We start from the raw sequence: 26569 nt of genomic DNA on the forward strand, positions 1-26569 counted from the left end.
GTTGATCTCTGTGGTCGGTTTGGTGGTGACGCTGGTGTTTGTGCGTTTTTCAGCACCGGATCTGGCGTTGACACAGTTGGCTGTTGAAGTGGTGACCATAGTGCTGCTGATGCTGGCGCTGTTTTTTCTGCCGCATAAAATCAACCGGGCGTCACAGGCTGGCCAGCTGATGCGCGACGCAGCCATTGCTTTGTTGTCCGGTGTCGTGATTGGCAGTTTGAGTTATGTCTTGATGTTGCAGCCACAACAGCGTATTTCGGAGTTCTTCCTGCAAAACGCCAAATCCGGTGGAGGAGGGTATAACGTCGTCAACGTGATCCTGGTCGATTTCCGCGGTTTTGACACTTTAGGTGAAATCACAGTGCTGGGTATTGCTGCATTGGGTATTTTCAAATTATTGACACGACTGCCTTTATTTAAACCTACTTCGGATGCCGAAGGCCGCAGCTGGGCGCTGGATAAACACCCTTTATTATTAGCGGTCATCTCTCAGGCTCTGTTACCTATGGCACTGATGGTGTCTGTGTATATTTTCTTCCGTGGCCATAACCTGCCGGGAGGCGGTTTTGTGGCCGGTCTGATCACCGCTATTGCCGTCATTCTGCAATACGTGGCTCAAGGCGTGGATTGGGTGAAACAGCGGCTGACTCTGGAATATCACCGGCTGATTGCCACGGGGGTACTGATTGCCGCTGCCACCGGAGCTATGAGCTGGTTGTTTGACCGGCCTTTCCTGACCTCCTGGTTTGACTATTTTGAGCTGCCGCTGATTGGTGAAATTGAGCTGGCCAGTGCCATGGCCTTTGATCTCGGAGTCTACCTGACGGTGGTCGGGGCTACCCTGATGATTTTAGCCAACTTGGGCAAGATGACCACCAGCCACAGGCCTGTGCATGAGGAGAACCGCTGATGGAATTATTGATGGCCGTGTTGATCGGAACCCTGACCTGCTGTGCTGTATTTCTGATGCTACGGGGCCGCACTTTTGCTGTGATGTTAGGGCTGACCATGCTGTCCTATGCGGTGAACCTGTTTATTTTTTCCAGCGGTGGACTGAAAATTGGCGCTGGTGCCGTGCTAAAGGCCTCAGAGGAATACGCAGACCCTTTACCTCAGGCGTTGGTACTGACGGCAATAGTGATAGGTTTTGCAATGACCGCCTTTTTAGTGGTACTGGCCATTCGTGCCCGGGCCGATTTGGGCAATGATCATGTGGATGGCAAACTGCCTGTGCCTAAGCAAAACAGAGGAGGGCAGTCGTGACCAATCATTGGATGGTATTGCCCATTGTCTGGCCTATGCTGGTGGCTTTGTGTTGTCTGCTGCCCCCCTTTGATGCGCTGGCCCGCTACCGCCGGGGCTTGAGCCTGGCTGGCGCTCTGGGGCTGGTGCTGATTAGCCTGGTGTTATGGCAGCAGAGTGCGGACGGACAAAGCCAGCTCTATCAGTTAGGCAACTGGCCAGCGCCGTTCGGCATCAGTTTACTGCTCGACAAAGTCTCGGTGCTGATGCTGGTGCTGACTGCTGTACTGGGTCTGGCTGCTCTGGTGTATGCCTGTGCCGGCGAAGATGAGCATGGGCCTTTTTTTCATAGCCTGTTTCACTTCCAGTTGATGGGGATTAACGGTGCCTTCCTGACCGCTGACTTATTTAACCTCTTTGTGTTTTTTGAAGTCCTGCTGATTGCCTCTTATTCCTTGTTGATCCATGGCGGCGGCAAAGCCAAAACCAAAGCCGCTGTGCACTATGTGGTACTGAATTTACTGGGATCGGCCTTGTTTTTATTTGCGCTGGCGCTGATTTATGGCGCCACAGGCACGCTGAATATGTTGGATCTGGCGGTCCGGCTGCACAGTCTGAGCAGCAGCCAGCAGCTGCTGATGCAAGCGTCAGCCGCCTTGTTACTGCTGGTGTTTGGTCTGAAGGCTGCGATGATGCCGCTGCATTTCTGGCTGGGCTCTGCTTATGCTTCAGCATCACCTGCTGTGGCTGCGTTGTTCGCCGTGATGACCAAAGTGGGCATTTTCAGCCTGTTGCGTGTGTTTCTGCAGGTGTTTGCAGAGGCGGATTATATCGGCAGCTGGGCGTTGTCGTTGTTATGGTGGGCCGGCTTACTGACGATTTTGCTGGCGGCTATAGGCGTAGTGGCCAGCGAGGATTTCCGAAAGCTGGTCGCCTACCTGGTGATTTTATCGGTAGGTGCTATGGTCGCAGCGCTGTCGTTGGCAACACCACAGGCCGTACAAGCGGTGTTGTACTACGCGATACATTCCACTTTGGCGGCGGCGGCACTGTTTTTACTGGCTGATCTGATTGCGGAACAGCGGGGAAAAGCAGGTGACCGGCTGGTCACGGGGCGCAGGGTGGCACAACCGGTGTTGCTCGGCAGTTGCTTTGTGGTGCTGGCGCTGAGCATCACTGGGATGCCTCCTTTTTCCGGTTTTATCGGTAAGCTGATGTTGCTGCAGTCTGTCGGTCCAGGGGCGCAGATGCTTGCATTTTGGCCTGCCATCCTGCTTAGCAGTTTTGTGGTATTGCTGGCATTAAGCCGTTCTGGTGTGGTTCTGTTCTGGCAGGTGTCAGGCCCGAACCAGGGCAGCCGACTGGTCGGCAAATCGCGTACTGTCGCAGTACTGATGCTCTCTGCTGCCAGTGTGCTGCTCAGTGTGATGGCTGGTCCTTTGGCTGCCTGGTGTTTGCAGGGGGCAACGCAGTTTGTTGAGCTGATTCGTCTGTTTCAGGGAGGGCTGCTTTGATGTGGGCACAACTATGGCCGACGCCGATCCGCAGTTGTATTCTGTTTGTGCTGTGGTTACTGCTGAATAACAGTCTGGCCCCCGTGCATCTGGTAGCGGGACTGTTCCTGGCTTGGGCGATCCCCTTACTCAGCCATAAGTTTCGTCTGGTTCAACCTGCACTGAAACGCCCTGGTCTGGCGTTGCACTATGCGCTGCTGCTGCTTTGGGACATTGTCGTGGCTAATCTGCAGGTGGTGCGGTTGGTGCTGGGGTCGAATAAGAAACTGCGGCCAGGTTTTGTGCTGTACCCGCTGGAGCTGAACAATGATCTGGCGGTGACCATCCTGGCCGGGACTATCTCATTGACGCCTGGTACTGTCAGCGCTGACGTGCTGACAGCCGATGACAGCGGCAGACGGGCTTTGTTGTTGCATGTACTGGATGTGAGCAATGAAGCCGCATTGATCGCCGCGATTAAACAGCGTTATGAAAGACCATTGAAGGAGATGTTCTGATGCTGCAAATGATCTTACAGGGCTGTTTTTGTCTGGTGGGTCTGGCGCTTTTGCTCAATCTGTATGCAGTGGTGCGGGGGCCGTCCAATGTTGATCGCTTATTGGCGCTGGATACCATGTACATCAACAGCATTGCGCTGTTATTGCTCTATGGCATTTATCTGGGCACAGGGCTGAATTTTGAGGTGGCGTTGCTGATCGCCATGTTGGGTTTTGTCAGTACTGTGGCCGTGTGCAAGTTTTTGTTGCGCGGCGACATTATTGAATAAGGAGACAGGCAAATGAGTTGGAGTGAAAGCTGTATTGCGATCCTGTCGGTAGCGGGGTCTTTATTTGTGCTGCTGGGGTCTCTGGCTTTGGTCAAACTGCCGGATTTTTATACCAGATTGCATGGACCGACCAAAGCCACCACTTTGGGGTTGGGCAGTCTGGTACTGGCGTCTTTACTGTATTTTAATGGCGTAGAGCAGGTACTGAGTTTGCAGCAGCTATTGATAGCACTGTTCTTATTTATTACGGCCCCCATTACCGCTCATATGCTGATCAAGGCCGCATTGCATCATCAGTTAAAAACCGCAAAATCGACCTCTGGTAAGACTCAGGCGAAACTGGAGTCAGACTGAAAAAGTGGTTCAGTTCTCATCAAAGCCGTTTTCAATCAAAGAGACAACCGCTGTTAAAGCTTCCTGTGCCTGGCTGCCGCTGGTGCAGACTTCCAGGGATTTTCCTTTACTGCTGGCAAGCATCAGCAGCGCTAACACACTGCTGGCATCGGCATTTTTTCCATCCTGCTGCAGTTCTATCTGAGCGTCAAACTGGCGGCATAACTGCACCAGTTTGGTTGCGGCTCTGGCATGTAACCCCAGCTGGTTGACGATGGTGACGGTTTGACTCAGTTTAGCGCCCATGATGCCTCACCAGTTCGCGATGACGGATTTGCACGTCCTCACGTTGTAATCGATAACTCTCAGCCAATGCTTCGGCAATGTATACAGAGCGGTGCTGACCACCGGTGCAGCCGATGGCAATGGTCAGATAACTGCGGTTATTACGTTCCAGCTGAGGCAACCAGGTGGCAATAAACTGATTGATTTGCCAGATATAACGAGCAACGTCTGGCTGAATAACCAGATAGTCTTTTACCGGTTGATCCAGGCCGGTCAGGATCTTCAGTTCCGACTGCCAGTGTGGGTTAGGCAGAAAGCGGGCGTCAAAGACGTAATCGGCATCTTTGGGGATACCATATTTGAAGCCAAAGGATTCAAATAAAATCACCAGGCGGCCTGTCTTCAGGCCCAAAATCCGTTCTCTGAGCTGTTCCGCCAGCTGATGCACATTGAGCTCAGTGGTGTCGATATAAAGGTCGGCACGGCTGGAAACCGGATCCAATAACTGCTGCTCCCGCTGAATGGCTTCGTCCAGCGACATTGCCTGATGGGACAGTGGGTGCAAACGACGGGTTTCGCTGAAACGTTTAATCAAACAGGTGTGATCGGCGTCCAGGTATAGAATCGTCAGGTCCACTTTATTGGGCAGGTAGCAGAGGATATCGGTCAGCTCATCCTGATTTTGAGGCAGGTTACGCACATCTATGCTGACGGCCACCCGTTCATATTGACCCATCACTGACGTGGCCAGGGTAGGTAACAGGTTCACCGGGATATTATCCACACAATAGTAACCCAGGTCTTCCATCACCCGCAGTGCCACGGATTTCCCTGAACCTGATCGTCCGCTGACCACTAAAAGTTTCATTTGTCCTGAACCTGCTCCGCACCCGACAACAGTAACTGATACAGCGCCTGATCGCCCTGACTGTGGCGGATTTTTTTGGTGAAATCTTTCTGGCTCAGCATCCGGGCAATACCTGACAAGGTCGACAGATGCGTCTGGCACTGGTTTTCCGGGATCAGAATGGCACAGAAAATATCGACGGCCTGGTTATCAATGGCATCAAACTGGATCGGATCCTGGCTCACCACAAACACCAGCAAAGGGCTGCTGACCTCTTTCAGTTTGCCATGCGGAATAGCAATGCCACCGCCTATACCGGTAGAACCCAGCTTTTCCCTGGTCATCAGTGCTTCCAGAATACTGTATTCAGGGATCTGGGGCAGATGCTGATGCGCCAGTTCGGCAATGTATTCCAGAATTCGTTTTTTACTGTTAAAAAGGACCGCACTCTTAGTGCAGTCCTCCGATAACATTGAGCTAAGATTCATAAGTTTAGGATCAATGGCGAGAAATTTTCTCTTTATGTTTAATCACTTGGCGATCCAGTTTATCAATCAGCTGGTCAATCGCCGCGTACATATTTTCGTCTTCCGACACCGCAAACACTTCACCACCGTTGAGGTGTAATTTAGCCTCTGCAATCTGCTTTAATTTTTCCACGTTCAGCACTACATGTACATTGTTAATATGATCAAAATGCCGTTCAAGCTTGGAAAATTTGCTGCCAACGTACTCTCTTAATGCTTCAGTGATTTCAACATGACGACCAGTTAAGTTGATTTGCATAGACTCTTCCTTCTTATGCGAGCTTTTAAATCAAGCTCTTGCGCTGATTAGACGGCGGAATAAACATAGCTTCACGGTACTTGGCGATAGTACGCCGTGCAACGTTAATGCCCTGTTCGGACAGAATTTCTGCCATCCGGCTGTCGCTTAACGGCTTGGCCGGGTTTTCCGCCGCCACCAATTTTTTAATAAAGGCGCGGATGGCGGTAGACGAGCATTCGCCACCGCTCTCTGTACTCACATGACTGGAGAAAAAGAACTTAAGTTCAAAAATTCCTCGTGGTGTGTGCATGTACTTTTGAGTCGTGACCCGCGAAATGGTGGATTCGTGCATACTCACCATTTCAGCAACGTCATTGAGTACCATGGGTTTCATCGCCTCTTCGCCATGCTCAAAAAAAGCCTGTTGCTGCTGAACAATGCAGTTGGCCACTTTGAGTAAGGTTTCGTTGCGACTCTCCAGGCTTTTTAAAAACCACTTTGCTTCCTGCAGGTGGGAACGGATGAACTGACCATCCGATGCATTACGCGCCTGCCGGGACATGGCCGCATATTGCTCATTGATACGGATTTTCGGCATTGCATCCGGATTCAGTTCAACCACCCAACGTCCTTTGATTTTTGCGACTGAGACATCAGGAATGATGTAGCTTTGCTCTTGCCGTATCACATCTGCCCCTGGTCTGGGGTTCAGGCTGTGGATCAGCCGCATCACTTCTTTTAATTCCTCTTCTTTGAGTTTAGTCACGCGCATCAAAGAACGGAAATCACGGTTGGCTAAAAAGTCGGTATGATCCCGAATAATGTGTTGGGTTTCTTTCAGATAAGGTGTATTGGGATCAAACTGACGCAGTTGCACCAGTAAACATTCCTGAATGCTGCGGGCTCCGACTCCAACAGGATCAAACAGCTGAATGCGTTTGAGCACAGCTTCCACTTCATCGGCTTCAACATCCGGCAAGCCAAGGGCTTCCAGAATTTCGTCGACGTCAATGGTCAGTAAGCCATTATCATCGATGGCTTCAATAATCACTTCGGCAATGGTGCGGTCGGTTTCAGAAAATGGGGTCAGTTGCATTTGCCAGCGCAGGTAATCCTGCAGGGTTTCTGAGGTTTCACCCTGATAGACAGTATCTTCGTCACCACTGAAGTTATTGTTGGCGACAGGGGCGGCACTGACTAAATCATCCCAGTGACTGTCCAGTGGCAAGTCTTCGGCAATGTTCTGCTCAGCCATGGCCTCGCTACTGTCCGGCACTTCAGGTTCATAGCTGTCATCAGCTGTGACCGAATCGGCGCCGTTGGCATACTCTTCAGTGTTGGCCTCTTTCGACGGAGCCTGGTACTGCTCAAATTCTTCATCCGATTCCAGCAGGGGGTTGGCATCCAGCGCTTCCTGAATTTCCTGCTGCAATTCGATACTGGACAGCTGCAACAGCTTAATGGCCTGCTGCAGCTGCGGCGTCATCGTAAGTTGCGTGCCAATGCGAAGTTGCAAAGAAGGTTTCATCTACTTCCGATCTGCTCCGGACAATCCTTTAACGGATATGGTTACTTACAGCCTGAATTGTTCACCTAAATACACGTCCCGAACCTGTTGATTGGCCAGGACTTCCTGCGGCGTCCCTGCGGCTATCAGCTCGCCATGGCTGACAATATAAGCCAGCTCACAGACATCCAGGGTTTCGCGCACATTGTGATCGGTGATCAGGACTCCTATGCCACGTTGGCATAAATGTTGGATGATTTTTTTTATATCTAACACTGAAATCGGATCAACGCCAGCAAAAGGTTCATCCAGCAGAATAAAAGCCGGATCGGCGGCCAAAGCACGCGCAATTTCCACCCGACGGCGTTCACCGCCTGACAGACTCATGCCCAGGCTGTTGCGGATATGGCCTATATGGAATTCATCCAGTAAAGCATCGGCTTTTTCTTCCCGTTGTTCTTCAGTCAGGTCTTTGCGGTGTTGCAGAATCGCCAGTAAATTGTCATAGACCGTCAGTTTACGGAAAATAGAGCTTTCCTGCGGCAGATAACCAATTCCCAAACGGGCGCGGGCATGGATAGGGTCAAAGGTAATGTCTTTGCCATCCAGGGTAATGCTGCCCTTGTCGGAGGGGACTAAACCGACAATCATATAAAAAGTGGTGGTTTTTCCTGCGCCATTCGGGCCAAGTAATCCGACAATCTGGCCGGCTTTCACTTCAAGGCTGACGTCTTTCACCACCTGGCGGCCTTTATAGCTTTTAGCCAGATGAGCGGCGACTAACTTCATTGGTCCTGTTTTCCTTCCGGTGTAAAGACTGTGGTCACCCGTTCAGACTTCTTGCCATCGGCTTCAGCAGCCAGCTCCTGCTTTTCCAGGTTGTAGCGGATCACTGAGCCCTGCACCATACTGCCCGCCTGGCTCAGTTCAGCGTCGCCGGTCAGGATCAGCAAAGCGGCACCCACGTCGTATTTGATTTCTTTGGCTTTGGCGGTAATTTTTTTGCCCTGTTCAAACTCTTGTGAGTAATGAGCCGGATTACCGCTGGCAATAAAGACTTCTTTGCCTTTGCCCTCGGTGGCGATCACTTCCAGCTTGTCGGCTTCAATCAGCAGGCTGCCCTGTTGTACCTTCACATTGTCGACAAAGGTCATCACTTTGTCTTTCAGCGAGCCAAACTGGCGATCGGAACCAACCTGAATTTCCTTTTTATGATCGTCCTGAGCCGCCTGCACGACCAGACTGGCTGTGCAAAGCAACAAGGCCAGAACCTTAGTTATCTTCATTGTAATACACCGTTTTTGTGTGCTGTTTCAGTTCAATTTGTTGTTGGTTCAAATCCGCCACCATACCCTGACCTGAGATTTGAAAGCCATGGCCGAATATTCTGACCTGCTCTGTGGACTGCAACAGATTGTCGGCAAGCAGCAATTCCACAGCAGGCATTTCGATTCGGGTGAATAAGGAATCCTGGGACATGCTGCGCAATTCCACCCGGCGTTCCAGGATCAGTTTGTCATCAGGATAAAGCACGGCCTGTTCACTTGTCACTTGCCACATGGCTGCTTTTTGCTGGTACAGGGTGTAAATGGGAAATTCAAACTGAATAAAACCGAAACGGTCAAAATGTTCCATGCGCTGGGCCCGGATCAGGTCGGATAAATGCCCTTCCTGATCGTAGACAAACCGCGTCATATTGGTGGCGATAAAATCGGGTTGATTGTCCTGAGCTTGCTGCAACTGAGTTTCCTGTTGTTGCATCAACAGGCTGAACATCACGGCGGCACCCACCGCCACCAGCAACCACCATAAAAATTGTTTAATCATGAACTGCTTCCACAGAATTCTGCGAACTTACCTCTGCTGCACAGCAGCAGATCGGCCAGTTCCCGTACAGCACCAAAACCCCCGGCTTTGCTGGTGCGGTAATGGGCATTCAGGGCCAGATAGGGGTGTGCATCTGACACGGCGACCGCCAGGCCACAGTGCTGCATCACCTGCCAGTCAGCCAGATCGTCACCAATAAAGGCTATCTGAGTCGCTTCGAGTTGCAATTGTTGCCCAAGTTCAGCAAAGGCTGTGTTTTTATCTTCCTGCCCCTGATAAATGTAAGGCACGGTCAGGGCTTTCATTCTGTGTTCGACAATGGCGGAGCGCCGGCCTGTGATCACGGCCACTTCAATTCCGGCCTGGCGCAGTGCTTTAATGCCGTAGCCATCGCGCGTATGAAATGCCTTCAGTTCTTCGCCGTCATTGCCTAAATAAATCCGGCCGTCAGAAAAGACACCGTCGACGTCACAAATGAGCAAGCGGATTGCCGCTGCTTTTTGCCACAAGTCGGGGCTGACCTGCTGATACATCTGACTAAATAATTGCTGCTGCATCAGAGGACCCCTGCTTTTAACAAGTCGTGCATATTCAGCGCACCAATGGGTTTATGTTCGGCATCGACCACAATCAGACCATTGATTTTGCGCTGTTCCATAATTTTCAGGCCTTCGGCGGCCAGCATTTGCGCTTTGGCAGTGATGCAGTTTCTGGTCATTAACTGCGCGATGCCAGCACTGTGGATATCAATATTCAAGTCCAGCACCCGGCGTAAATCACCATCGGTGAACAACCCCGCCAATTTACCCTGGTCGTCGGTGACACAAGTCATACCCAGGCCTTTGCGGGAAATTTCCAGCAATGCTTCTTTCAGGCTGACGCTTTGATGCACCTGCGGCAGGTCGTCGCCTTTGTGCATGATATCGTCCAGCCGCAACAACAGCCGTTTGCCCAAACTACCGCCTGGGTGCGACAACGCAAAATCATCGACGGAAAATCCCCTTGCATCCAACAGTGCTACTGCCAGCGCGTCACCCATGGCAAGAGTGGCTGTGGTGCTGGCAGTCGGCGCCAGCCCAAGAGGGCAGGCTTCTTTTTCCACTCGGACACAGAGATGGACATCGGCCAGGGTCGCCAGGGTGGAATCCGGCCGACCTGTCATCGCAATCAGCCGGATGCCACGGCGTTTGAGTACAGGTATTAAACTCAGCACTTCGCTGGTTTCGCCTGAATTGGAAATGGCCAATACAATATCAGCATCGGTAATCATGCCCAAATCACCGTGACTGGCTTCGGCCGGATGCACAAAAAAGGCCGGGGTGCCGGTTGATGCCAAGGTCGCTGCTATTTTGTTGGCAATATGTCCGGATTTTCCCATACCCAACACCACGACACGGCCAGCCCCTTGAAATATCAGGGAGCAGGCCTCATTAAAGCGGGAATCGATGTATTGAGCCAACTGAGCCACAGCTTCAGCTTCGATGCTCAGTACCTGCAGCGCGTGCTGACGAAAATCAATATTCATAACTCAGACCTTGTAAGCAATACATCCAGCTGACCCCCTGTAAATCAGGCACATAGCGCCGATGTTAAGCCGGCATTCAGTTAAGTCTGGTCAGACTGCAAACCCGTAAGTGGCGGTATTTTCGGATCAATCCGGCGTAAATGCAAAAGATTCAGGGCAGGGCAGTGGAATATTCGGTTTTAGCAAACAGTTGTTACGAATTTTTCTAAACCTTTGACAGTTAAAACCCTTTACAATAACGGCTTGTGCTTTCGTCACATTGCTTGATGCGTTCTAGCTGCAGTTGTATAGTGCGCGCCGCTTTGCCCAAGGCTGTATCAGACTTTAAAGAGGAACTTTGTGTCAGATATTCTGATAGATATTCAGCACCTTACCTTTAAACGTGGTGACAGGGTCATTTACGACGATCTGAATATGCAATTTCAGCGTGGCAAAGTGACAGCCATTATGGGGCCCAGCGGTATAGGGAAAACCACCTTATTGCGCCTGATCGGCGGGCAGTTGAAACCTGAGCAGGGCAAAATTCTGATCAACGGTCTGAATATTCCGACCCTGAATCGTAAAGACTTGTACAAAGCGCGGCAGAAAATGGGCATGTTGTTTCAAAGTGGCGCGTTGTTCAGTGATATGTCCGTTTACGACAATGTGGCGTTCCCTATCCGTGAACATACCAAGCTGCCAGAAGCGCTGATCCGGCTGATGGTATTAATGAAACTGGAAGCCGTGGGTTTACGTGGTGCCCGTGACCTGATGCCTGCGGAGTTATCCGGCGGTATGGCCAGACGGGCCGCTCTGGCCCGCGCCATTGCATTGGACCCTCAGCTTATTATGTATGACGAGCCTTTTGCCGGACAGGATCCTATTTCTATGGGCGTGATAGTGCGGCTGATCCGTTCGCTGAATAATGCCTTGGGTCTGACCTCTGTGGTGGTGTCGCATGACGTGACCGAAGTGATGAGCATTGCCGATTATGTCTATGTGGTGGCCGAACAAAAAGTGATTGGCGAAGGCACGCCGGAACAGTTGCGTCAGCATCCTTCCGCGCTGGTTCAGCAGTTCCTGCAGGGCGAAGCAGATGGTCCTGTGCCTTTTCATTTTAAAGCCAACAACTACAGCGCAGAATTAATGGAGTCAGGTTTGTGATGCTGAATCAACTTCAACAACTGGGGCAACATAGCATTGCCCAGGTACAAGGCCTGGGCAAAGCGGCGCTGATGCTGTTTGGTGCTCTGGTGGCATTGCCAACCCCTCGTAAGAGTTTTCCGTTACTGCTGAAACAACTTTATGTGGTTGGTGTGTTATCCCTGCTGATCATACTGGTGTCCGGTTTGTTCATTGGCATGGTGCTGGCGCTGCAGGGCTACACTGTATTATCAAAATTTGGTGCAGAGCAGATGTTGGGACCTTTGGTGGCGCTCAGTCTGCTTCGTGAACTGGGGCCTGTGGTGACCGCCTTGTTATTTGCCGGCCGGGCTGGCAGTGCACTGACAGCTGAAATTGGGTTGATGAAGGCCACGGAGCAGCTGTCTGGGATGGAGATGATGGCGGTAGACCCCCTGCGCCGTGTTATAGCGCCGCGCTTCTGGGCTGGTGTGATCAGTATGCCGTTACTGGCCGTGATTTTCTCCGCTGTGGGTATTCTGGGTGGCCACCTGGTTGGTGTTGACTGGCTGGGTGTGGATGCCGGGGGCTATTGGTCCGCCATGCAAGCCAATGTGGATTTTCAGCAGGACATTGTTAACGGTCTGATTAAAAGCCTGGTATTTGCCTTTATTGTGACCTGGATAGCACTGCACAAAGGCTTTGATGCAGTGCCAACCTCTGAAGGTATCAGCAGGGCAACGACACAAACAGTGGTCACTTCGTCGTTGGCCGTCCTTGGTTTTGATTTTGTATTAACAGCTTTAATGTTTGGTGGATAGAACATGACCTCGCGCAAAGTAGAAGTGTTAGTGGGTTTATTTGTGGCCCTGGCCATTGCAGCTTTTTTAATGTTGTCGCTGCGCGTAGCCAATTCGGGTTCTGCAGGCTCCGGCGAAACTTATTCGCTTTATGCCAAGTTTGAAAATATAGGCGGTTTAAAAGTGCGCTCGCCGATCAAAGTCGGCGGCGTGGTGGTAGGACGGGTCAAAGCGATTCGGTTGGACCCGACTGAATATGCACCTGTGGTGGAGATGGAAATCAGCAGTCAGTACAACAACTTTCCTGAGACCAGTTCGGTGGCCATTCTGACCTCAGGTTTGCTGGGAGAACAGTATCTGGGCTTACAACCGGGTTTTATTGATGAGACTGTCTCTATCCTGAAAAACGGTGATTCGGTGGAGGACACCAAATCGGCTCTGGTGTTGGAAGAGCTGATAGGCCAATTTTTATTTAACAGAGGGAGCAACTAATGAGCAAAGCTCTGATGAAGCTGGTATGGGTACCAGTGGTTCTGATGCTGAATTTTGGCGGTGCTGTGCAAGCGGCAGATGTGCCTCAATACAAGGACCCATCCAAAATGATGGAAGCTGTGGCGGATAAAACTTTCCGCCGTATTGCGGCAGACCAGGAGATCATTAAAAAGGATCTGGAACATTTGCGAGTGGTCGTTAATGAAGAGCTGGTGCCGTACATTGACACCCGTTATGCCGCCTTTCGGGTGATTGGCAACTACATCAAACAAACCAGTGAGCAGGACCGCGAAGACTTTGTGAAGGCCTTCACTGATTATATGGTGGGTACTTACGCTGGTGCTTTTACCCAGTACAAGAACCAGAAAGTGATTATTGAACCGGCGAAAGTGGGGGACGGCCAGAAGATTATCTCCATTAAAACCCGGGTGGTTGATCCGGGTAAACCAGACATCAATATTGAGTTTAAATTGCGTCGTGTGAAAGACAGCGAGCATTGGCTGGTGTTTGATATGGTGGCTGAAGGTATTTCCTTGCTGGACAGTAAACGTGCCGAGTTGGGCTCCATGATCCGCCAGCAGGGCTTGCCGAAAGTAACAGCGCTGCTGGCTGAAAAAGCCAAGACTCCTGTAGCACCACTGGTTAAAAGCAACAATGCTTAAAGTTGAACAGCGTGAGCAGTTACTGCTGCTGAGCGGTGCGATGGACAGAGACACAGTCTCTGCCCATTTTCCTTTTAAGCTGCTGCAAAAGATGAGCGGTGAGGTGTTGTTTGACCTGAGCGGACTGACCTTGGTGGATACAGCAGGCCTGGCCTGGTTGTTACATCAGGTGTCATCGGCGAAACAACAGGGTCTTACCATTCGTATGCTGAATGCGCCGGAGCAGTTAAAGTCTTTGGCCGCTTTGTCAGACGTGGTATCTTTATTGCCTTTAGTCGACGGAGATGCCGGGTATGCAAACCCAACAAATTGAGCAGTTGCTGCAACAGCAGCTGCAGCTGGCCGAAGTGTATGTCAGCGCAGAAGGCAACCATTATGCAGTCACCGCTGTGGGGGACTGCTTTGATGGAGTCAGCCGGGTCAAACAACAGCAAATGATCTATGCCCCTCTGATGGGTGCTATTGCAGACGGCAGTATTCATGCTGTTTCGATCAAAACTTTTACGCCCGGTCAGTGGCGTCGTGAAAAATTACTTAACCCTCCGGTGTAACCCTATATGCAACAGTTTCTGGTTTCCGGCGGCGCCACCTTAAAAGGCGACGTCGTTATTTCCGGCGCTAAAAATGCCGCTTTACCCATTTTATTCGCCACTATTCTGGCTGAACAACCCTCAGTACTGAGCAATGTGCCTGTGCTGAAAGATATTGATACCACCTTTAAACTGTTGCGTTTGTTTGGAGCTGATGTGTCAAGCGAAGGCCATCAGGTCACAGTGGATGCCACAGCTATCAACAACCAGGTGGCGCCTTATGAGCTGGTGAAAACCATGCGGGCTTCTATTCTGGCGTTGGGCCCGTTGCTGGCCCGTTTTGGTTATGCCGAGGTGTCATTGCCTGGGGGTTGTGCTATTGGCGCCCGTCCGGTCAACCTGCATATCGATGGTCTGAAAAAAATGGGCGCTGATATTGTCGTCGAAAACGGTTATATCAAAGCCAAAGCCAGCCGCCTGCAAGGGGCTCACATTGTGATGGATATGGTCAGCGTTACAGGCACAGAAAACCTGATGATGGCCGCTGTACTGGCGGACGGTGTCACTGTGATTGAAAACGCTGCCCGTGAACCAGAAGTGGTGGATTTAGCCAAATATCTGACTGCGATGGGGGCTCAGATTGAAGGTGCCGGCACCGACAGTATCCGCATTACCGGCAAAGCCAGGCTGTTAGGGGCTGCCCATACCGTATTACCGGATCGAATTGAAACCGGTACTTTCCTGGTGGCTGCTGCAGTCACAGGTGGCGATGTGACCTGCCGTAATACAGACCCGACCGAACTGGAAGTGGTGCTGGAAAAACTACGCGAAGCCGGAGCAGAAGTCACAACAGGTGCTGACTGGATCCGGCTGAATATGACAGGCCGGGTACTGAAATCGGTCAATATCAAAACGGTGCCGCACCCGGGTTTTCCAACCGATATGCAGGCGCAGTTTACTGTGCTGAATGTGGTGGCAGAAGGGGTGGGTCTGGTCACAGAAACCATTTTCGAAAACCGCTTTATGCATGTGCCAGAACTGCAACGTATGGGCGCAGATATTCAACTGGAAGGTAATACGGCCCTGGTGAAGCATAGCGCCAGCCTGACCGGTGCCCAGGTGATGGCAACGGACCTGCGAGCGTCTGCCAGCCTGGTGATTGCTGGACTGGTGGCTCAGGGGCAAACTGTGGTGGACCGCATTTACCATATCGACCGCGGTTATGAGCAAATCGAACACAAACTGCGTGGCTTGGGCGCACAGATTGAACGTATTAATGGCTGAACCTAAGGGGTAGCGGCAGAAATAAAAACGGCAAGAGTGGTCACTTGCCGTTTTCTTTTTTCACTGCAGCTAAAAGGATCAGCTGCTGCTATCGCAGTTGAACCCGGCGATATCCAGCCGCTTTTCGTGCTCACCTTCATAGTCCTTATGCTGAATAAGCAATTCATCTCCTTGCTGCTGAAAGCTAAATTCACCCAGCCAGTCGAGCGTTTCGATGGGTTGTAATCTGTAAAACCAGAAGTCATCCCGGCAGATCAAACTGAAATGATGGTAGGACTTTGCCATCGCCCCCGCGTTTGCGGTGTAAACATGAATAGTGCCGCTTTCCCTGAATAAATCTGCTTTTGTACCGAAGATTAAATAAGACAGACAGACCAGGCTCAGCAGCAAGGCGTGGCAGAGGCCGATACAATAGGGGGCCATGTGCAGGTAAGACAAAGGGGACCGAAACCCGGTCCGATAGATCAGTATCGTGCCAGCAATAGTCAGCAGCATTTTTATCGGCACCAGAAAAGTGCTGATTTGGTACATCAGTTTGGGGCTATGCCAGTTCAGACCAAAGGTATTCCCCAGCAACAGTGTTTCTGCCAAGGGCAGCAGGATCAGGCTATAGCCGAGTAATAACCTGTGGTTCATCAGATATCCATATCTTCATTGTGAATGCTGTCGTGTTAATTCAGTTCCTGAATCACCACCGGAATGGTCAGATTCTGGCCTTGTCGGTCTACCAGCATATTCAGCGTGGAGTTCGGGGCCGTTTCGGCAATAATATCCAACGCATGGTGCACACTGGACAACTGGACTCCGTTAATCTGCCGCAGTATATCGCCGGTTTTGATGCCAGCAATGGCGGCAGGACTTAAGGGTTCAATAGAAGTAATACGCACACCATACAGGGTTTGTGCTGTGGAGATTAAGGGTTCACCGGCCTGATTCACCACAGGGTCACCACTGACGCCGAGATAACCGCGGATCACCCGGCCGTGCTGGATCAGTTTCTGCAATACGCTATTGGCCAGTTTGTACGGCACCGCAAAAAAGATGCCCTGAATATCCTGATTCCGCTGACGCTGAAAGGCGGCGGTGTTAATACCCACCAATGTGCCGTTGCTGTTGATCAGCGCACCGCCTGAGTTACCGGCGTTAATGGCCGCGTCCATTTGCATAAAGTCGGCATAGCCATTGGCAGGGCTCAGACCGGCCCGCCCTGTCGCGCTAATCACCCCTTGGGTAATGGCCTGACCGAGGTTAAAAGGGTTACCTATGGCCAGCACCAAGTCACCTACCTGAGGGTCAATGCTGGCATCCTGTGGGATCACAGGCAGATTGCTGGCTTCGACATAAAGTACAGCCAGATCGGTGAGCTGATCCTGACCAATCAGAACTGCATCAAAGACCCGGCCATCCTGCAAAGCCACCGAAATCTGGTCGGCACCGTAGACCACATGGTAGTTCGTCAGAATATAACCCTGCGCATTCATAATGACGCCAGAACCCAATTCCTGACGCTGAATAGTGCGGTTTTGATAAGACCGAGGATCAGCGGATGTCGCTTTGGTATAGACATTGACCACAGCCGGAGCGGCAGAACGCACCGCACGGGCATAAGACACAGGTTCGGCTTTGGCTTGTTCTGCAGACGTGAACCGCAATGGCGTATTACTGAAGAAAATCAGCCAAATCATGGCAGCGGCAAGACCATAAGCAATACTGCGCAACAGGCTGAACAAAATTTTTGGCACGGAGATTCAATAAAAAGTGAATAGTGTCAAAAGCATAACACTAAATGAATGGTTGCAGTAGCAAGCCTTTGGCCTGCTACTGCAAAATAGTTAACGGATCAGAATGTATAAGATACGGTTACCCCGTTGAATTTGCAGCGCTGTGGTGCCAGAGGCTTTACCCAGTAATTCCCTCAGCTCTTTGGTGTTGCCCACTTTAATGCGGCTGACCCCAATGATCAGATCATCCTTTTCCAGGCCAATCATGGCGGCAGGCGAACGGTTAGCCACTTCCTCCACCAGCACGCCGTTTTCGCTGTCTTTCAGCGTGGCACCTTCCAGCATGGGGTGCAGGGTTTTAGCTTCAGCAACTGTATCTTCACGCGCCTGCAGTTTGGCGGTCAGCGTCAGCTCTTTGTCTTCACGCAGAATACCCAGTTTAATTTCTTTGCCAACGCCCAAAGTGGCCACTTTGGCCTGCAGTTCAAGGAAAGAGTCGATTCGTTTGCCATTTAAGTGGGTAATCACATCACCGCTTTTCAGGCCGGCTTTTTCGGCCGCCGAACCCGGCACTACCTCTTGCACAAAACCACCTTTATTGGCTTTGACATTCATGGACTTGGCAATTTCCGGGTTCAAATCGCGGCCAGTCACCCCAAGAGCGCCACGACGCACTTCACCAAACTCAACAAACTGGGACACCAGGTTCTTCATCATATTGGCCGGAATGGCAAAACCAATACCTATATTGCCGCCGTTGGGGCCCAGAATAGCGGTGTTAATACCGATCAGTTCACCTTTCAGGTTCACCAAAGCACCACCGGAGTTGCCGCTGTTAATAGCGGCGTCGGTCTGAATAAAATCTTCGTAGCCTTCAATACCCAAGCCGCTACGGCCCAGTGCACTGACGATACCTGAGGTGACAGTCTGGCCCAGACCGAAGGGGTTTCCGATGGCGATGGTGAAATCACCGACACGCAACGCATCGGAATCGGCCAGTTCAACCTGGGTCAGGCCGTCGGCTTCAATTTGCAGCAGCGCAATATCACTTTCGGGGTCTTCACCAATTTTTTTGGCTTTTAACACTCGGCCATCTTTTAGGGTGACTTCGATTTCGGACGCGTCGTTGATCACATGGTGATTGGTCACCACATAACCTTTTTTCGCATCAATAATGACGCCAGAACCTAAACCACGGAATGGCTGTTCCTGGCGCAATTCGCCACGACCAAAAAACTGCTCCAGCCCGCCTGGTAACCGGGCCCGGACTTCGCGGCTGCCTGCCACTGAGATATTGACTACGGCAGGGGTGACTTGCTCCAGCATAGGCGCAAGGCTTGGCATTTCCTGCGAGTCAGAGCCAAAAAAAGGAATTTTTGCCTGAGCTGGCGCTACAGGCGCCAGCACCAAGGCCGTCAGAATAGCTGCGGTTAAAACAGAAAACTGCGACTTCATAAGAGGTAATGCTCCTTACAGGGACGACGCCACTAAGAATGCGTTACCAGTCAAAAAGTTCAATTGTCTGAAGCAGTTCGCTCAGTGGTTGAACGCATCAACCCGCTGGCATCAGCCGAATAATCCAAGGGCTGATGTGAAGCCTGATCCTTCACTTTGCGACGCTCATCCAGTTTATGAATTGACTGGCGGATTTGGGCCGCAGTGTCACCAGCTAAATAATTGACGTCACTGCGGGGTTCAAAACCAGGCCGTTCAATTAACTGCATTTTGGTTTGTGCCATATGGCGGGCTATTTTGTCATAGTGCTCATGCAGCTGATTCATCAACTGATGAGTGGTCTCTATATGTTCAGTGACATCAGTACGGTACTGCTGTAACTGTTGTTTGGTGTCATTCAGTTCCAGCTGCAATTTGTTCTGATTAAACTGACGTACACAATAAAACCGGGTTGCCACTATGCCAACCACCAAACCTGCAATTAACCAGGCCAAGGCAAAAGTAACAGTCATATCCACTCCTGATAAATAATCTCGTCCAACAACAGTTTAACTCAACTTGTTATCCAAAGTGGTAGAGCATGTTACTATTACGACCATTATCTAAGGCTGAAACAGTAGTTTTTCAATCCGTCGTATGACCACTCCATTACAAAAATATCAGCAGGACCTGACCCGGGACGATTTCCAGTTTGATGCGGCGCAGCAACATGCAGTGAATCAACTGCAACGGTTGTTTGATGATTTTGTCAGCCGCACTCCGGCCAAAGCCAGTTTGTGGCAAAAGCTGACAGGGAAAACCAATGCAGAGCAGCCGCTCAAAGGGCTGTATTTTTGGGGCGGTGTAGGTCGGGGCAAAACCTATCTGGTCGATACCTTTTATGAGTGCCTGCCGACAGAGCGCAAGTTACGTATTCACTTCCACCGCTTTATGCATAAAGTACATGACGAGCTGAAGACCCTGGCCGGTGTCTCTGACCCGCTGAAAGTGGTCGCTGACCGCTTCAAAGCGGAAACCGATATTTTGTGTTTTGACGAGTTTTTTGTGTCTGACATTACTGATGCGATGATCCTGGGCACCCTGATGCAGGAATTATTTGCCCGCGGTATTACCCTGGTGGCCACGTCCAATATTGAACCGGACGGCCTGTACCGTAACGGTTTGCAGCGGGCCCGTTTCCTGCCAGCTATTGCATTGATCAAACAGCACACGCAGATCGTCAATGTCGACAGTGGCATTGATTACCGGCTGCGTACGCTGGAGCAAGCCGAAATTTACCACTCCCCTCTGGATGAGAAAGCCGAAGCCAATTTGCATTGTTATTTCCAGGCTTTGTCGGTTGACCCCCGACAGGATGCGGTTGCCATTGAAATCGCTGGCCGAAAACTGCAAAGCCGAAAAGAGGCGGATGGCATTATCTGGTTTGAGTTTTCAGAGCTTTGTGAGACCGCCCGTAGCCAATACGACTATATGGAATTAAGCAAACTCTACCATACGGTGCTTATCTCCAATGTCACCCAAATGGGGCAAAGCAAAGACGATGTGGCGCGGCGTTTTATTGCGCTGGTGGACGAGTTTTACGAACGTCATGTGAAGCTGATTATTTCTGCGGCGATACCTATGGAACAGCTCTATACCGAAGGCATTCTGTCTTTTGAGTTCAAGCGCTGCCTGAGCCGTCTGCAGGAGATGCAGTCGCGTGACTATCTGGCGCGCGAGCATTTACCGTAATTTTTAGTGAAGTGGCTGTTTTTTGTTAATTCCTCCTGTATAATCCCGCGCTGGCCCACGTTACAGCCTGAAATCTGCCTTAGCCAGGCAGTGTTGTACTCGAAGGGGTACGTTCAAGCGATCCGGTGAAGGCCGGATTATAGGTGTAACAGCTTTATTTAATTGGGTAGTTTTTGATGAAAACTTTTACTGCTAAACCAGAAAGCGTACAACGCGACTGGTACGTTGTTGATGCTTCAGGTAAAACCCTGGGTCGTCTGGCAACAGAAATCGCCGCTCGCCTGCGTGGCAAGCACAAGCCAGAATACACTCCTCACGTTGACACCGGCGATTACATCGTTGTTGTAAATGCTGAGAAAGTAGCTGTGACTGGCAAAAAAGCACAAGACAAAATGTACTACTCTCACAGTGGTTTCCCAGGTGGTATCAAAGAAATCAACTTTGAAAAATTAATCGCCAAGAAACCGGAGATGGTACTGGAAGCTGCTATTAAAGGCATGCTGCCAAAAGGCCCACTGGGCCGTGCTATGTTCCGTAAACTGAAAGTGTATGCAGGCGCCGAGCATCAACATGCTGCTCAGCAACCGCAAGTATTAGACATCTAACGGGAGCAGAACATGGCAACTAATCAATATTACGGTACTGGTCGTCGTAAGACCTCTACAGCTCGCGTATTCATCAAAGCAGGTTCAGGTAACATCGTTATCAACCAACGCTCTATCACTGAATACTTCGGTCGTGAAACTGCTCGTATGGTTGTAATGCAGCCGTTAGAGCTGGTGGATATGGTTGGCAAATTTGACCTGTACGTCACTGTAAAAGGTGGTGGTATCTCTGGTCAGGCCGGCGCTATCCGTCACGGTATCACCCGTGCGCTGATGGAATTCGACGAATCTCTGCGTCCAGCTCTGCGTAAAGCCGGTTTCGTTACACGTGACGCCCGTCAGGTGGAACGTAAGAAAATCGGTCTGCACAAAGCACGTAAGCGTCCACAGTACTCCAAACGTTAATTCGTTTGTTGTCTGCCAAAAACCCGGCTTTATGCCGGGTTTTTTTATGGCTGCAACCGGCCTTCCATGCCGGAGCACCTTTGTGGTTTTGTTGCAAAGGCCGCCTGCACGCTGCCAACAAAGTTTGTAGCTGAACCTGTCTTTCCTTACTGAATCTGCTAAGTTTTTTGACAAAGTTTTAGCCTGGGTCATTGTCAGTATTAATAATTTGTGAAAGGGCCATTTACACTGTGATCGGCTAGGGGCATTCGTCGAAAAAATGCCGCTCAACCTCAATTGAATTGGGCTTAATCCTTGTGTAAAGCAGGGCTTTTCTTTATGATCCGCCGTATTTTTCAACTTATAATAATTGCTGAAAATCAGCCGCTTAAAAAAACAACATTTAAGCGTTTAACGTGGAGATGAGTGGATGAGCAATGCGCCTGTAGACCATGGTCGCCGCCGCTTTCTGACCATTGCGACCTCTGTGGTCGGTGGGGTTGGTGCGGTTGGAGCTGCTGTTCCCTTTTTAGCATCCTGGAATCCGAGTGAAAAAGCTAAACAAGCAGGTGCTGCGGTGACTGCCGACATTAGCAAACTCGAAGACGGGCAGCTGATCCGGGTAGAGTGGCGAGGCAAACCCGTGTGGATCGTCAAACGGACTCCGGCCATGCTGGAAAGTCTGGCAAAAGCTGAAGAAAAACTGCGTGACCCGGCTTCTGAAGAACCACAACAACCAGATTATGCCAAGAACCAACACAGGTCGAAAAAACCAGAAATTTTCGTGGCTGTGGGGATCTGCACCCACTTGGGTTGTTCTCCAACCTATCTGATTAATGATTTTGCCGCTCAGGTTGAAGGTATTCCTTCCGGTTTCTTCTGCCCATGCCACGGGTCAACCTACGACATGGCCGGCCGGGTCTTCTCTGGTGTACCAGCACCGAAAAACCTGATGATCCCACCTTATATGTTCGTCGACGACACCACCATTCTGATTGGTGCAGATGAGGGGACAGCCTGATGTTTAAAAATCTGATGAGCTGGATTGAATACCGCATGCCATTTATGGAGAAAATGAATCTCCACGTGCTGCAGTACCCAGCGCCAAAAAACTTTAACTTCTGGTACTTCTTCGGCTCTCTGGCCATGCTGGTACTGGTCAATCAGATCCTGACCGGGATCTGGCTGACAATGAACTTCGTTCCTACCTCAGAAGGCGCTTTTGCTTCTGTTGAATACATCATGCGTGATGTCGACTACGGCTGGTTGCTGCGTTATATGCACTCCACCGGTGCTTCGGCGTTTTTCGTTGTCGTGTATCTGCACATGTTCCGCGGCATGATGTATGGCTCTTACCAGAAGCCACGTGAGCTGCTGTGGATCTTCGGTATGCTGATTTTCCTGGTGCTGATGGCCGAAGCCTTTATGGGTTACCTGTTGCCTTGGGGCCAGATGTCGTTCTGGGGAGCTCAGGTAATTATCTCCATCTTCGGTGTGATTCCGGTGATTGGTGATGATTTAACGCTGTGGATCCGTGGTGACTACGTGATTTCAGGCGCGACGCTGAACCGTTTCTTTGCCCTGCACGTGATCGCTTTACCTCTGGTGCTGGTGATTCTGGTGTTCCTGCATATCATCGCACTGCACGAAGTGGGCTCAAACAACCCGGATGGTATCGACGTGAAACGTGCCAATGACGGTACGCCTTACGAAGACAACGTGTCTGAGAAGTTCAAATTCCATGAATACTTCACCAAAGGTGGTAAGAAAATTATTGTGGATGCCATTCCATTCCACCCTTACTACACAGTGAAAGATATTGTGGGTGTGGTCGGTTTCCTGCTGGTGTTCTGCTGGGTGATCTTCTTTGTGCCTGAAGGCGGCGGTTTCTTCCTGGAACCACCAAACTTTGAACCGGCTAACCCAATGAAAACCCCTGAGCACATTGCGCCAGTGTGGTACTTCACCCCCTTCTACGCCATTTTGCGTGCGGTTCCGGACCAGCTGTTTGGTGCCATTGCAATGTTTGTGGCCATTATCCTGCTGGCACTGTTGCCATGGCTGGACCGTTGCCCGGTGCGTTCAGTACGTTACCGCAGCACCTTCCACAAACTGAACCTGGTGAACTTTGTGATCAGCTTTATCGCACTGGGCGTGTTAGGGGTGTTGCCTGCAACTCCAACTTACACTCTGTTTGCGCAAATTTTCTCGCTGACCTACTTCGCTTACTTTGGCCTGTTATGGTTCTACAGTAAAAACGAAAAAACCAAGCCGCTGCCAGTGAGGTTATCATAATGATGAAGAAGTTATTGACTGTGCTGGCGCTGGTTGCATCCGGCGCCGCAATGGCGGCAGGTGGCCATGCGGTGCACCTGGACAAAGCACCCATCAACCTGCATGACAAAGAATCGCTGCAGCGTGGTGCCCGTACTTTCCAGAACTATTGTCTGGGTTGTCACCAGATGCAGTACCAGCGCTATTCCCGTACCTTCCGAGATCTGGGTATTCCGGAAGATATCGGTATGGCAACTCTGGCTTTTGGTGCGGAAAAAGTGGGTGAACACATCACCAACGCTGCCCCCAAAGAAGACCTGGCCCGCTGGTTTGGTGCCGCACCACCAGATTTAACCAACGTGGCCCGTGTTCGGGGTCCGGACTGGATTTACACTTATCTGCGTTCATTTTATGTGGACCCAAGCCGCCCATTTGGTGTGAACAACAAAGTGTTCCCAATGGTGGGTATGCCTCACGTGCTGCAGGAATTGCAAGGGGTGCCTTATGAGGCCACCGAAACCCGTCTGGTGGACGGTGTACCAGTGGAAGTTCATGTCGGTATCAAAACCGACGGTTCAGGTGAGCTGAGCACGGAAGAATACGACCGTACAGTGGCCGACCTGGTGAACTATCTGGAATACGCAGGTGAACCTTCTAAGCTGGAATCACACAGCTTAGGTATTAAGGTTATGATCTTCTTAGTGATCTTCTTTATCTTCGCTTTCCTGCTGAAGAAAGAATACTGGCGCGACGTACACTGAGTTCGCAGCCAACGCCGATAAAGGGGCCATCAGGCCCCTTTGTATTTTTGCCAACAGTGGAGGAAAACATGAGTCAACACGCCAACAGACGTACTGGCATGACCTTATTTTCAGACAAAGACGAACTGTACAGCCATCTGGTCCGGATTGTGCTGGCAGAAAAAGGCGTGGCCTACGATCTCGTGTTAGTGCGGCCAGAGCAGGTGCCGGAAGATGTCTACGAGGTGAACCCCTATGGCAGCCTGCCAACTTTAATTGATCGTGAGTTGTCGGTATTTAAAGCGCCCATTATTAATGAATACCTGGACGAGCGTTTTCCGCATCCGCCTTTAATGCCGGTGTACCCGGTGGCCCGCGCCAACAGCAGGGTGATGATGCACCGTATTGAACAGGACTGGTTTAGCCTGGCCAAAAAAATTCTGAGCCACAGCGATGATGCAGTTATAGCCCGACGCGATCTGCGCGAAGGCTTATTGGCGATGGCACCATTGTTTCAGGAACATCCGTATTTTATGAGTGACGAATTCAGCCTGGTGGATTGTTATCTGGCAGCCTTATTGTGGCGTTTACCTGCGATGGGCATTGAGCTGTCCGGTATGGGCAGCAAAACGCTGAACCTGTATATGGGGCGTATTTTTGAACGTGATGGTTTTCAGTTGTCTCTGACCGCTGCTGAGCGTGAGATCAGAAGAGGGTAATACGATGGAAATGACGTCCAATAAGCCTTATTTGGTGCGTGCTTTTTATGAGTGGATTGTTGATAACAACCTGACACCTTATCTGGTGGTCAATGCGACTTTGCGTGGGGTGAAAGTGCCTCAACAGCACGTGCAAAACGGCCAGATAGTGCTGAATATCAACCCTTCAGCCATTGGCAATCTGCAAATGGGCAATGACATCATCAGCTTCAACGCCCGTTTTGGTGGCCAGCCTTTTGCGCTTTCTGTGCCATTAAAAGCTGTGCTGGCCATTTATGCCCGTGAAAACGGCGCAGGCACTATGTTTGAAGCCGAGACGGAAGACGACGACATCGAACTGGACAGTGAAGAGCATTCACCAGAGCCACCTGAGCCCACGTCCCCTGCCGGCAAAAAAGTGTCTCACCTGAAAGTGATCAAATAAGCAACAAGCGGGCGTTCGCCCGCCGCTTTATTTCAATTCCGAGGCCACTTGCCAGAAAGCCCGTAGCAGCGGCTCGTGCAAACGTTTCGACAGTACACACAAACCCAAATCAAAAGGCTCAAACTCATGGTGCTGGCTGATAAAACGCACCCTGTCTTTGGCCGGGCTTTGCAGCGCCACAATAGAAGGTGCGAGCGCGACACCTGTGCCCAAGGCCACCATACTGACCATGGCTTCGTGGCCTTCTGCTTTGGCGACAATTTTCGGCTCTATGCCACGGGGTTTACGCCAGTGTTCAAAGCGGTCCCGCAGTGGGCCATGCTCAGGCAAAATCAGCGGCACCTGGTCCCAGGGCACCGGGTTTTGGCTTAGTAAGTCATTGGCTTTGCAGGGGATCACCGGTGCGATCAACTGCAGCTGCACTTTGGCAATGCTGCGAAACGCCATATTCATCGGCAAATGCTCCGGATACACCGCCAGCGCAATATCGGCTTCATCCTGTTTGACTTTGTCCAGCGCCTGACCGGCATCACCGGTGATCAACTTAATTTCCGCCAAAGGGCAGATCAGCCGGAACTTATCCAAAATGGCTGGCAGGTGGCTGAAGCTGGCTGTCACAGTACAAAACAGCCGGATTTCCCCTGTGAGATTTGCACTGTTTTGGTTCAAATCCAGCTGCAACTGATGCCACTGCTCCAGGTAATTTTTCACAAAACTCTGCAGCCGGATACCAGCGGCGGTTAAGCGCACCGAGCGGTTGTCGCGGATAAATAATTCCACATGCAGTTCCTGCTCCAGCCGCTGAATGGTGCGGCTTAAGGTGGAGGGGCTGACATACATCTGTTCACTGGTACGGGCAAAGTTCAGGCTGCTGGCCAAATGCAGAAATAACTGTGCAGTGCGGATATCCATTCTGTGTTGCATAAAGTGAAATACTGTATTGTGAATATATCACTTCACGCAATGAATGCACTGTTTTATTCTCAGTCGCATCAAAACAGTGCGAAGTGTCAGCCACTGTTACGCTGTGCCA

Annotated in this window: 36 protein-coding genes; 21 read left to right on the forward strand and 15 right to left on the reverse strand. The window is 50.9% G+C overall.

From position 1 onward, the window contains the following. The 6 genes from mbhE to WKJ03_RS13870 all read left to right on the forward strand — a co-directional run. Positions 1-910 (forward strand): hydrogen gas-evolving membrane-bound hydrogenase subunit E (gene mbhE / locus WKJ03_RS13845; RefSeq protein WP_337842813.1); only part of this gene is annotated, 910 nt, incomplete at its 5' end. After that, positions 910-1263, forward strand: a complete 354-nt coding sequence (locus tag WKJ03_RS13850) for a Na+/H+ antiporter subunit C (protein ID WP_337842814.1) — start codon at positions 910-912, stop codon at positions 1261-1263. The genes mbhE and WKJ03_RS13850, both read left to right, overlap by 1 nt. Continuing rightward, positions 1260-2756, forward strand: a complete 1497-nt coding sequence (locus WKJ03_RS13855; protein WP_337842815.1) for a monovalent cation/H+ antiporter subunit D — start codon at positions 1260-1262, stop codon at positions 2754-2756. Before WKJ03_RS13850 ends, WKJ03_RS13855 begins: the two co-directional genes overlap by 4 nt. Then, on the forward strand, positions 2756-3253 hold the full coding sequence (locus tag WKJ03_RS13860) for a Na+/H+ antiporter subunit E (RefSeq protein ID WP_337842816.1): 498 nt from the start codon (positions 2756-2758) through the stop codon (positions 3251-3253). The genes WKJ03_RS13855 and WKJ03_RS13860 overlap by 1 nt, the downstream gene beginning before the upstream one ends. After that, positions 3253-3522, forward strand: a complete 270-nt coding sequence (locus WKJ03_RS13865; RefSeq protein WP_337842817.1) for a K+/H+ antiporter subunit F — start codon at positions 3253-3255, stop codon at positions 3520-3522. The genes WKJ03_RS13860 and WKJ03_RS13865 overlap by 1 nt, the downstream gene beginning before the upstream one ends. Before the next feature lie 12 nt (positions 3523-3534). Beyond that, positions 3535-3876, forward strand: coding sequence for a Na+/H+ antiporter subunit G (locus tag WKJ03_RS13870; protein WP_337842818.1), 342 nt, complete (start codon positions 3535-3537; stop codon positions 3874-3876). 9 nt (positions 3877-3885) lie between these two features. On the opposite strand, the gene WKJ03_RS13875 is transcribed toward WKJ03_RS13870, so the two are convergent. From WKJ03_RS13875 to WKJ03_RS13920, 10 genes are read right to left on the reverse strand one after another with little or no spacing between them, the layout of a single operon-like run. Next, positions 3886-4161, reverse strand: coding sequence for an HPr family phosphocarrier protein (locus WKJ03_RS13875; protein ID WP_337842819.1), 276 nt, complete (start codon positions 4159-4161; stop codon positions 3886-3888). Then, the gene (gene rapZ / locus WKJ03_RS13880) at positions 4151-5008 is read right to left on the reverse strand and encodes an RNase adapter RapZ (protein ID WP_337842820.1); all 858 of its coding nucleotides are present in this window, start codon (positions 5006-5008) and stop codon (positions 4151-4153) included. Before rapZ ends, WKJ03_RS13875 begins: the two co-directional genes overlap by 11 nt. Further along, positions 5005-5475 (reverse strand): PTS IIA-like nitrogen regulatory protein PtsN, encoded by a 471-nt coding sequence (gene ptsN, locus WKJ03_RS13885; protein WP_337842821.1) that lies wholly within the window; start codon positions 5473-5475, stop codon positions 5005-5007. The genes rapZ and ptsN overlap by 4 nt, the downstream gene beginning before the upstream one ends. Positions 5476-5485: 10 nt before the next feature. Next, entirely contained in the window at positions 5486-5773 is a 288-nt protein-coding gene (gene hpf, locus WKJ03_RS13890; protein WP_337842822.1) for a ribosome hibernation promoting factor, read from the reverse strand. A 25-nt stretch (positions 5774-5798) separates the two neighbouring features. Then, the gene (locus WKJ03_RS13895; RefSeq protein WP_337842823.1) at positions 5799-7283 is read right to left on the reverse strand and encodes an RNA polymerase factor sigma-54; all 1485 of its coding nucleotides are present in this window, start codon (positions 7281-7283) and stop codon (positions 5799-5801) included. Between the two features lie 45 nt (positions 7284-7328). Continuing rightward, positions 7329-8051, reverse strand: a complete 723-nt coding sequence (lptB, locus tag WKJ03_RS13900; RefSeq protein WP_337842824.1) for an LPS export ABC transporter ATP-binding protein — start codon at positions 8049-8051, stop codon at positions 7329-7331. Beyond that, complete coding sequence (gene lptA, locus WKJ03_RS13905; RefSeq protein WP_337842825.1) at positions 8048-8548, reverse strand: lipopolysaccharide transport periplasmic protein LptA; 501 nt, start codon at positions 8546-8548, stop codon at positions 8048-8050. The genes lptB and lptA overlap by 4 nt, the downstream gene beginning before the upstream one ends. Next, positions 8535-9089, reverse strand: coding sequence for an LPS export ABC transporter periplasmic protein LptC (lptC, locus tag WKJ03_RS13910; protein WP_337842826.1), 555 nt, complete (start codon positions 9087-9089; stop codon positions 8535-8537). Before lptC ends, lptA begins: the two co-directional genes overlap by 14 nt. After that, on the reverse strand, positions 9086-9646 hold the full coding sequence (kdsC, locus tag WKJ03_RS13915) for a 3-deoxy-manno-octulosonate-8-phosphatase KdsC (protein ID WP_337842827.1): 561 nt from the start codon (positions 9644-9646) through the stop codon (positions 9086-9088). Before kdsC ends, lptC begins: the two co-directional genes overlap by 4 nt. After that, positions 9646-10614: a KpsF/GutQ family sugar-phosphate isomerase gene (locus WKJ03_RS13920; protein ID WP_337842828.1), complete on the reverse strand. Its 969-nt coding sequence runs from the start codon at positions 10612-10614 to the stop codon at positions 9646-9648. The genes kdsC and WKJ03_RS13920 overlap by 1 nt, the downstream gene beginning before the upstream one ends. A gap of 339 nt (positions 10615-10953) precedes the next feature. Here WKJ03_RS13920 and WKJ03_RS13925 point away from each other — a divergent pair, with 339 nt between their 5' ends. The 7 genes from WKJ03_RS13925 to murA are packed head-to-tail and all read left to right on the forward strand — an operon-like array spanning position 10954 to position 15483. After that, the gene (locus tag WKJ03_RS13925) at positions 10954-11757 is read left to right on the forward strand and encodes an ATP-binding cassette domain-containing protein (RefSeq protein WP_337842829.1); all 804 of its coding nucleotides are present in this window, start codon (positions 10954-10956) and stop codon (positions 11755-11757) included. Beyond that, a complete protein-coding gene (gene mlaE, locus WKJ03_RS13930; protein WP_337842830.1) occupies positions 11754-12536 on the forward strand; it encodes a lipid asymmetry maintenance ABC transporter permease subunit MlaE in 783 nt (260 codons plus the stop codon). Before WKJ03_RS13925 ends, mlaE begins: the two co-directional genes overlap by 4 nt. A gap of 3 nt (positions 12537-12539) precedes the next feature. After that, entirely contained in the window at positions 12540-13007 is a 468-nt protein-coding gene (gene mlaD / locus WKJ03_RS13935) for an outer membrane lipid asymmetry maintenance protein MlaD (protein ID WP_337842831.1), read from the forward strand. Further along, positions 13007-13669 carry an ABC transporter substrate-binding protein gene (locus WKJ03_RS13940; protein WP_337842833.1) on the forward strand — a complete coding sequence of 221 codons (663 nt, stop codon included), beginning with the start codon at positions 13007-13009 and terminating at the stop codon, positions 13667-13669. Before mlaD ends, WKJ03_RS13940 begins: the two co-directional genes overlap by 1 nt. Beyond that, positions 13662-13982: an STAS domain-containing protein gene (locus WKJ03_RS13945; protein ID WP_337842834.1), complete on the forward strand. Its 321-nt coding sequence runs from the start codon at positions 13662-13664 to the stop codon at positions 13980-13982. Before WKJ03_RS13940 ends, WKJ03_RS13945 begins: the two co-directional genes overlap by 8 nt. Next, positions 13963-14220 carry a BolA family protein gene (locus tag WKJ03_RS13950; protein ID WP_337842835.1) on the forward strand — a complete coding sequence of 86 codons (258 nt, stop codon included), beginning with the start codon at positions 13963-13965 and terminating at the stop codon, positions 14218-14220. The genes WKJ03_RS13945 and WKJ03_RS13950 overlap by 20 nt, the downstream gene beginning before the upstream one ends. Before the next feature lie 6 nt (positions 14221-14226). Then, positions 14227-15483: a UDP-N-acetylglucosamine 1-carboxyvinyltransferase gene (murA, locus tag WKJ03_RS13955; protein ID WP_337842836.1), complete on the forward strand. Its 1257-nt coding sequence runs from the start codon at positions 14227-14229 to the stop codon at positions 15481-15483. Between the two features lie 78 nt (positions 15484-15561). Here murA and WKJ03_RS13960 read toward each other — a convergent pair whose 3' ends face one another. The 4 genes from WKJ03_RS13960 to WKJ03_RS13975 all read right to left on the reverse strand — a co-directional run bounded on the left by WKJ03_RS13960 (position 15562) and on the right by WKJ03_RS13975 (position 19171). Then, positions 15562-16119 carry a hypothetical protein gene (locus tag WKJ03_RS13960; RefSeq protein ID WP_337842837.1) on the reverse strand — a complete coding sequence of 186 codons (558 nt, stop codon included), beginning with the start codon at positions 16117-16119 and terminating at the stop codon, positions 15562-15564. Positions 16120-16154: 35 nt separating this feature from the next. Continuing rightward, positions 16155-17225, reverse strand: a complete 1071-nt coding sequence (locus WKJ03_RS13965; protein WP_337842838.1) for a trypsin-like peptidase domain-containing protein — start codon at positions 17223-17225, stop codon at positions 16155-16157. A gap of 90 nt (positions 17226-17315) precedes the next feature. Continuing rightward, positions 17316-18659, reverse strand: a complete 1344-nt coding sequence (locus tag WKJ03_RS13970) for a DegQ family serine endoprotease (protein ID WP_337842839.1) — start codon at positions 18657-18659, stop codon at positions 17316-17318. Positions 18660-18718: 59 nt separating this feature from the next. Continuing rightward, positions 18719-19171 carry a DUF1043 family protein gene (locus tag WKJ03_RS13975; RefSeq protein ID WP_337842840.1) on the reverse strand — a complete coding sequence of 151 codons (453 nt, stop codon included), beginning with the start codon at positions 19169-19171 and terminating at the stop codon, positions 18719-18721. A gap of 124 nt (positions 19172-19295) precedes the next feature. Here WKJ03_RS13975 and zapE point away from each other — a divergent pair, with 124 nt between their 5' ends. The 8 genes from zapE (at position 19296) to WKJ03_RS14015 (ending at position 25536) form a co-directional block, all read left to right on the forward strand. Beyond that, the gene (gene zapE / locus WKJ03_RS13980) at positions 19296-20390 is read left to right on the forward strand and encodes a cell division protein ZapE (RefSeq protein WP_337842841.1); all 1095 of its coding nucleotides are present in this window, start codon (positions 19296-19298) and stop codon (positions 20388-20390) included. 176 nt (positions 20391-20566) lie between these two features. Beyond that, positions 20567-20995 carry a 50S ribosomal protein L13 gene (rplM, locus tag WKJ03_RS13985; protein ID WP_337842842.1) on the forward strand — a complete coding sequence of 143 codons (429 nt, stop codon included), beginning with the start codon at positions 20567-20569 and terminating at the stop codon, positions 20993-20995. A 12-nt stretch (positions 20996-21007) separates the two neighbouring features. After that, positions 21008-21400, forward strand: coding sequence for a 30S ribosomal protein S9 (rpsI, locus tag WKJ03_RS13990; protein WP_337842843.1), 393 nt, complete (start codon positions 21008-21010; stop codon positions 21398-21400). Positions 21401-21809: 409 nt separating this feature from the next. Further along, a complete protein-coding gene (petA, locus tag WKJ03_RS13995; protein ID WP_337842844.1) occupies positions 21810-22400 on the forward strand; it encodes a ubiquinol-cytochrome c reductase iron-sulfur subunit in 591 nt (196 codons plus the stop codon). A gap of 14 nt (positions 22401-22414) precedes the next feature. Then, positions 22415-23674: a cytochrome bc complex cytochrome b subunit gene (locus WKJ03_RS14000; RefSeq protein WP_337842953.1), complete on the forward strand. Its 1260-nt coding sequence runs from the start codon at positions 22415-22417 to the stop codon at positions 23672-23674. Beyond that, complete coding sequence (locus tag WKJ03_RS14005; RefSeq protein WP_337842845.1) at positions 23674-24414, forward strand: cytochrome c1; 741 nt, start codon at positions 23674-23676, stop codon at positions 24412-24414. Before WKJ03_RS14000 ends, WKJ03_RS14005 begins: the two co-directional genes overlap by 1 nt. Positions 24415-24482: 68 nt before the next feature. After that, positions 24483-25112, forward strand: a complete 630-nt coding sequence (gene sspA, locus WKJ03_RS14010; RefSeq protein WP_337842846.1) for a stringent starvation protein SspA — start codon at positions 24483-24485, stop codon at positions 25110-25112. A 4-nt stretch (positions 25113-25116) separates the two neighbouring features. After that, the gene (locus tag WKJ03_RS14015; RefSeq protein ID WP_337842847.1) at positions 25117-25536 is read left to right on the forward strand and encodes a ClpXP protease specificity-enhancing factor; all 420 of its coding nucleotides are present in this window, start codon (positions 25117-25119) and stop codon (positions 25534-25536) included. A 27-nt stretch (positions 25537-25563) separates the two neighbouring features. Here WKJ03_RS14015 and ilvY read toward each other — a convergent pair whose 3' ends face one another. Continuing rightward, positions 25564-26460: an HTH-type transcriptional activator IlvY gene (gene ilvY, locus WKJ03_RS14020; RefSeq protein ID WP_337842848.1), complete on the reverse strand. Its 897-nt coding sequence runs from the start codon at positions 26458-26460 to the stop codon at positions 25564-25566. Positions 26461-26569 lie beyond the last annotated feature (109 nt).

Source organism: Rheinheimera sp. (genome assembly GCF_037442525.1).
Lineage (GTDB): Bacteria > Pseudomonadota > Gammaproteobacteria > Enterobacterales > Alteromonadaceae > Pararheinheimera.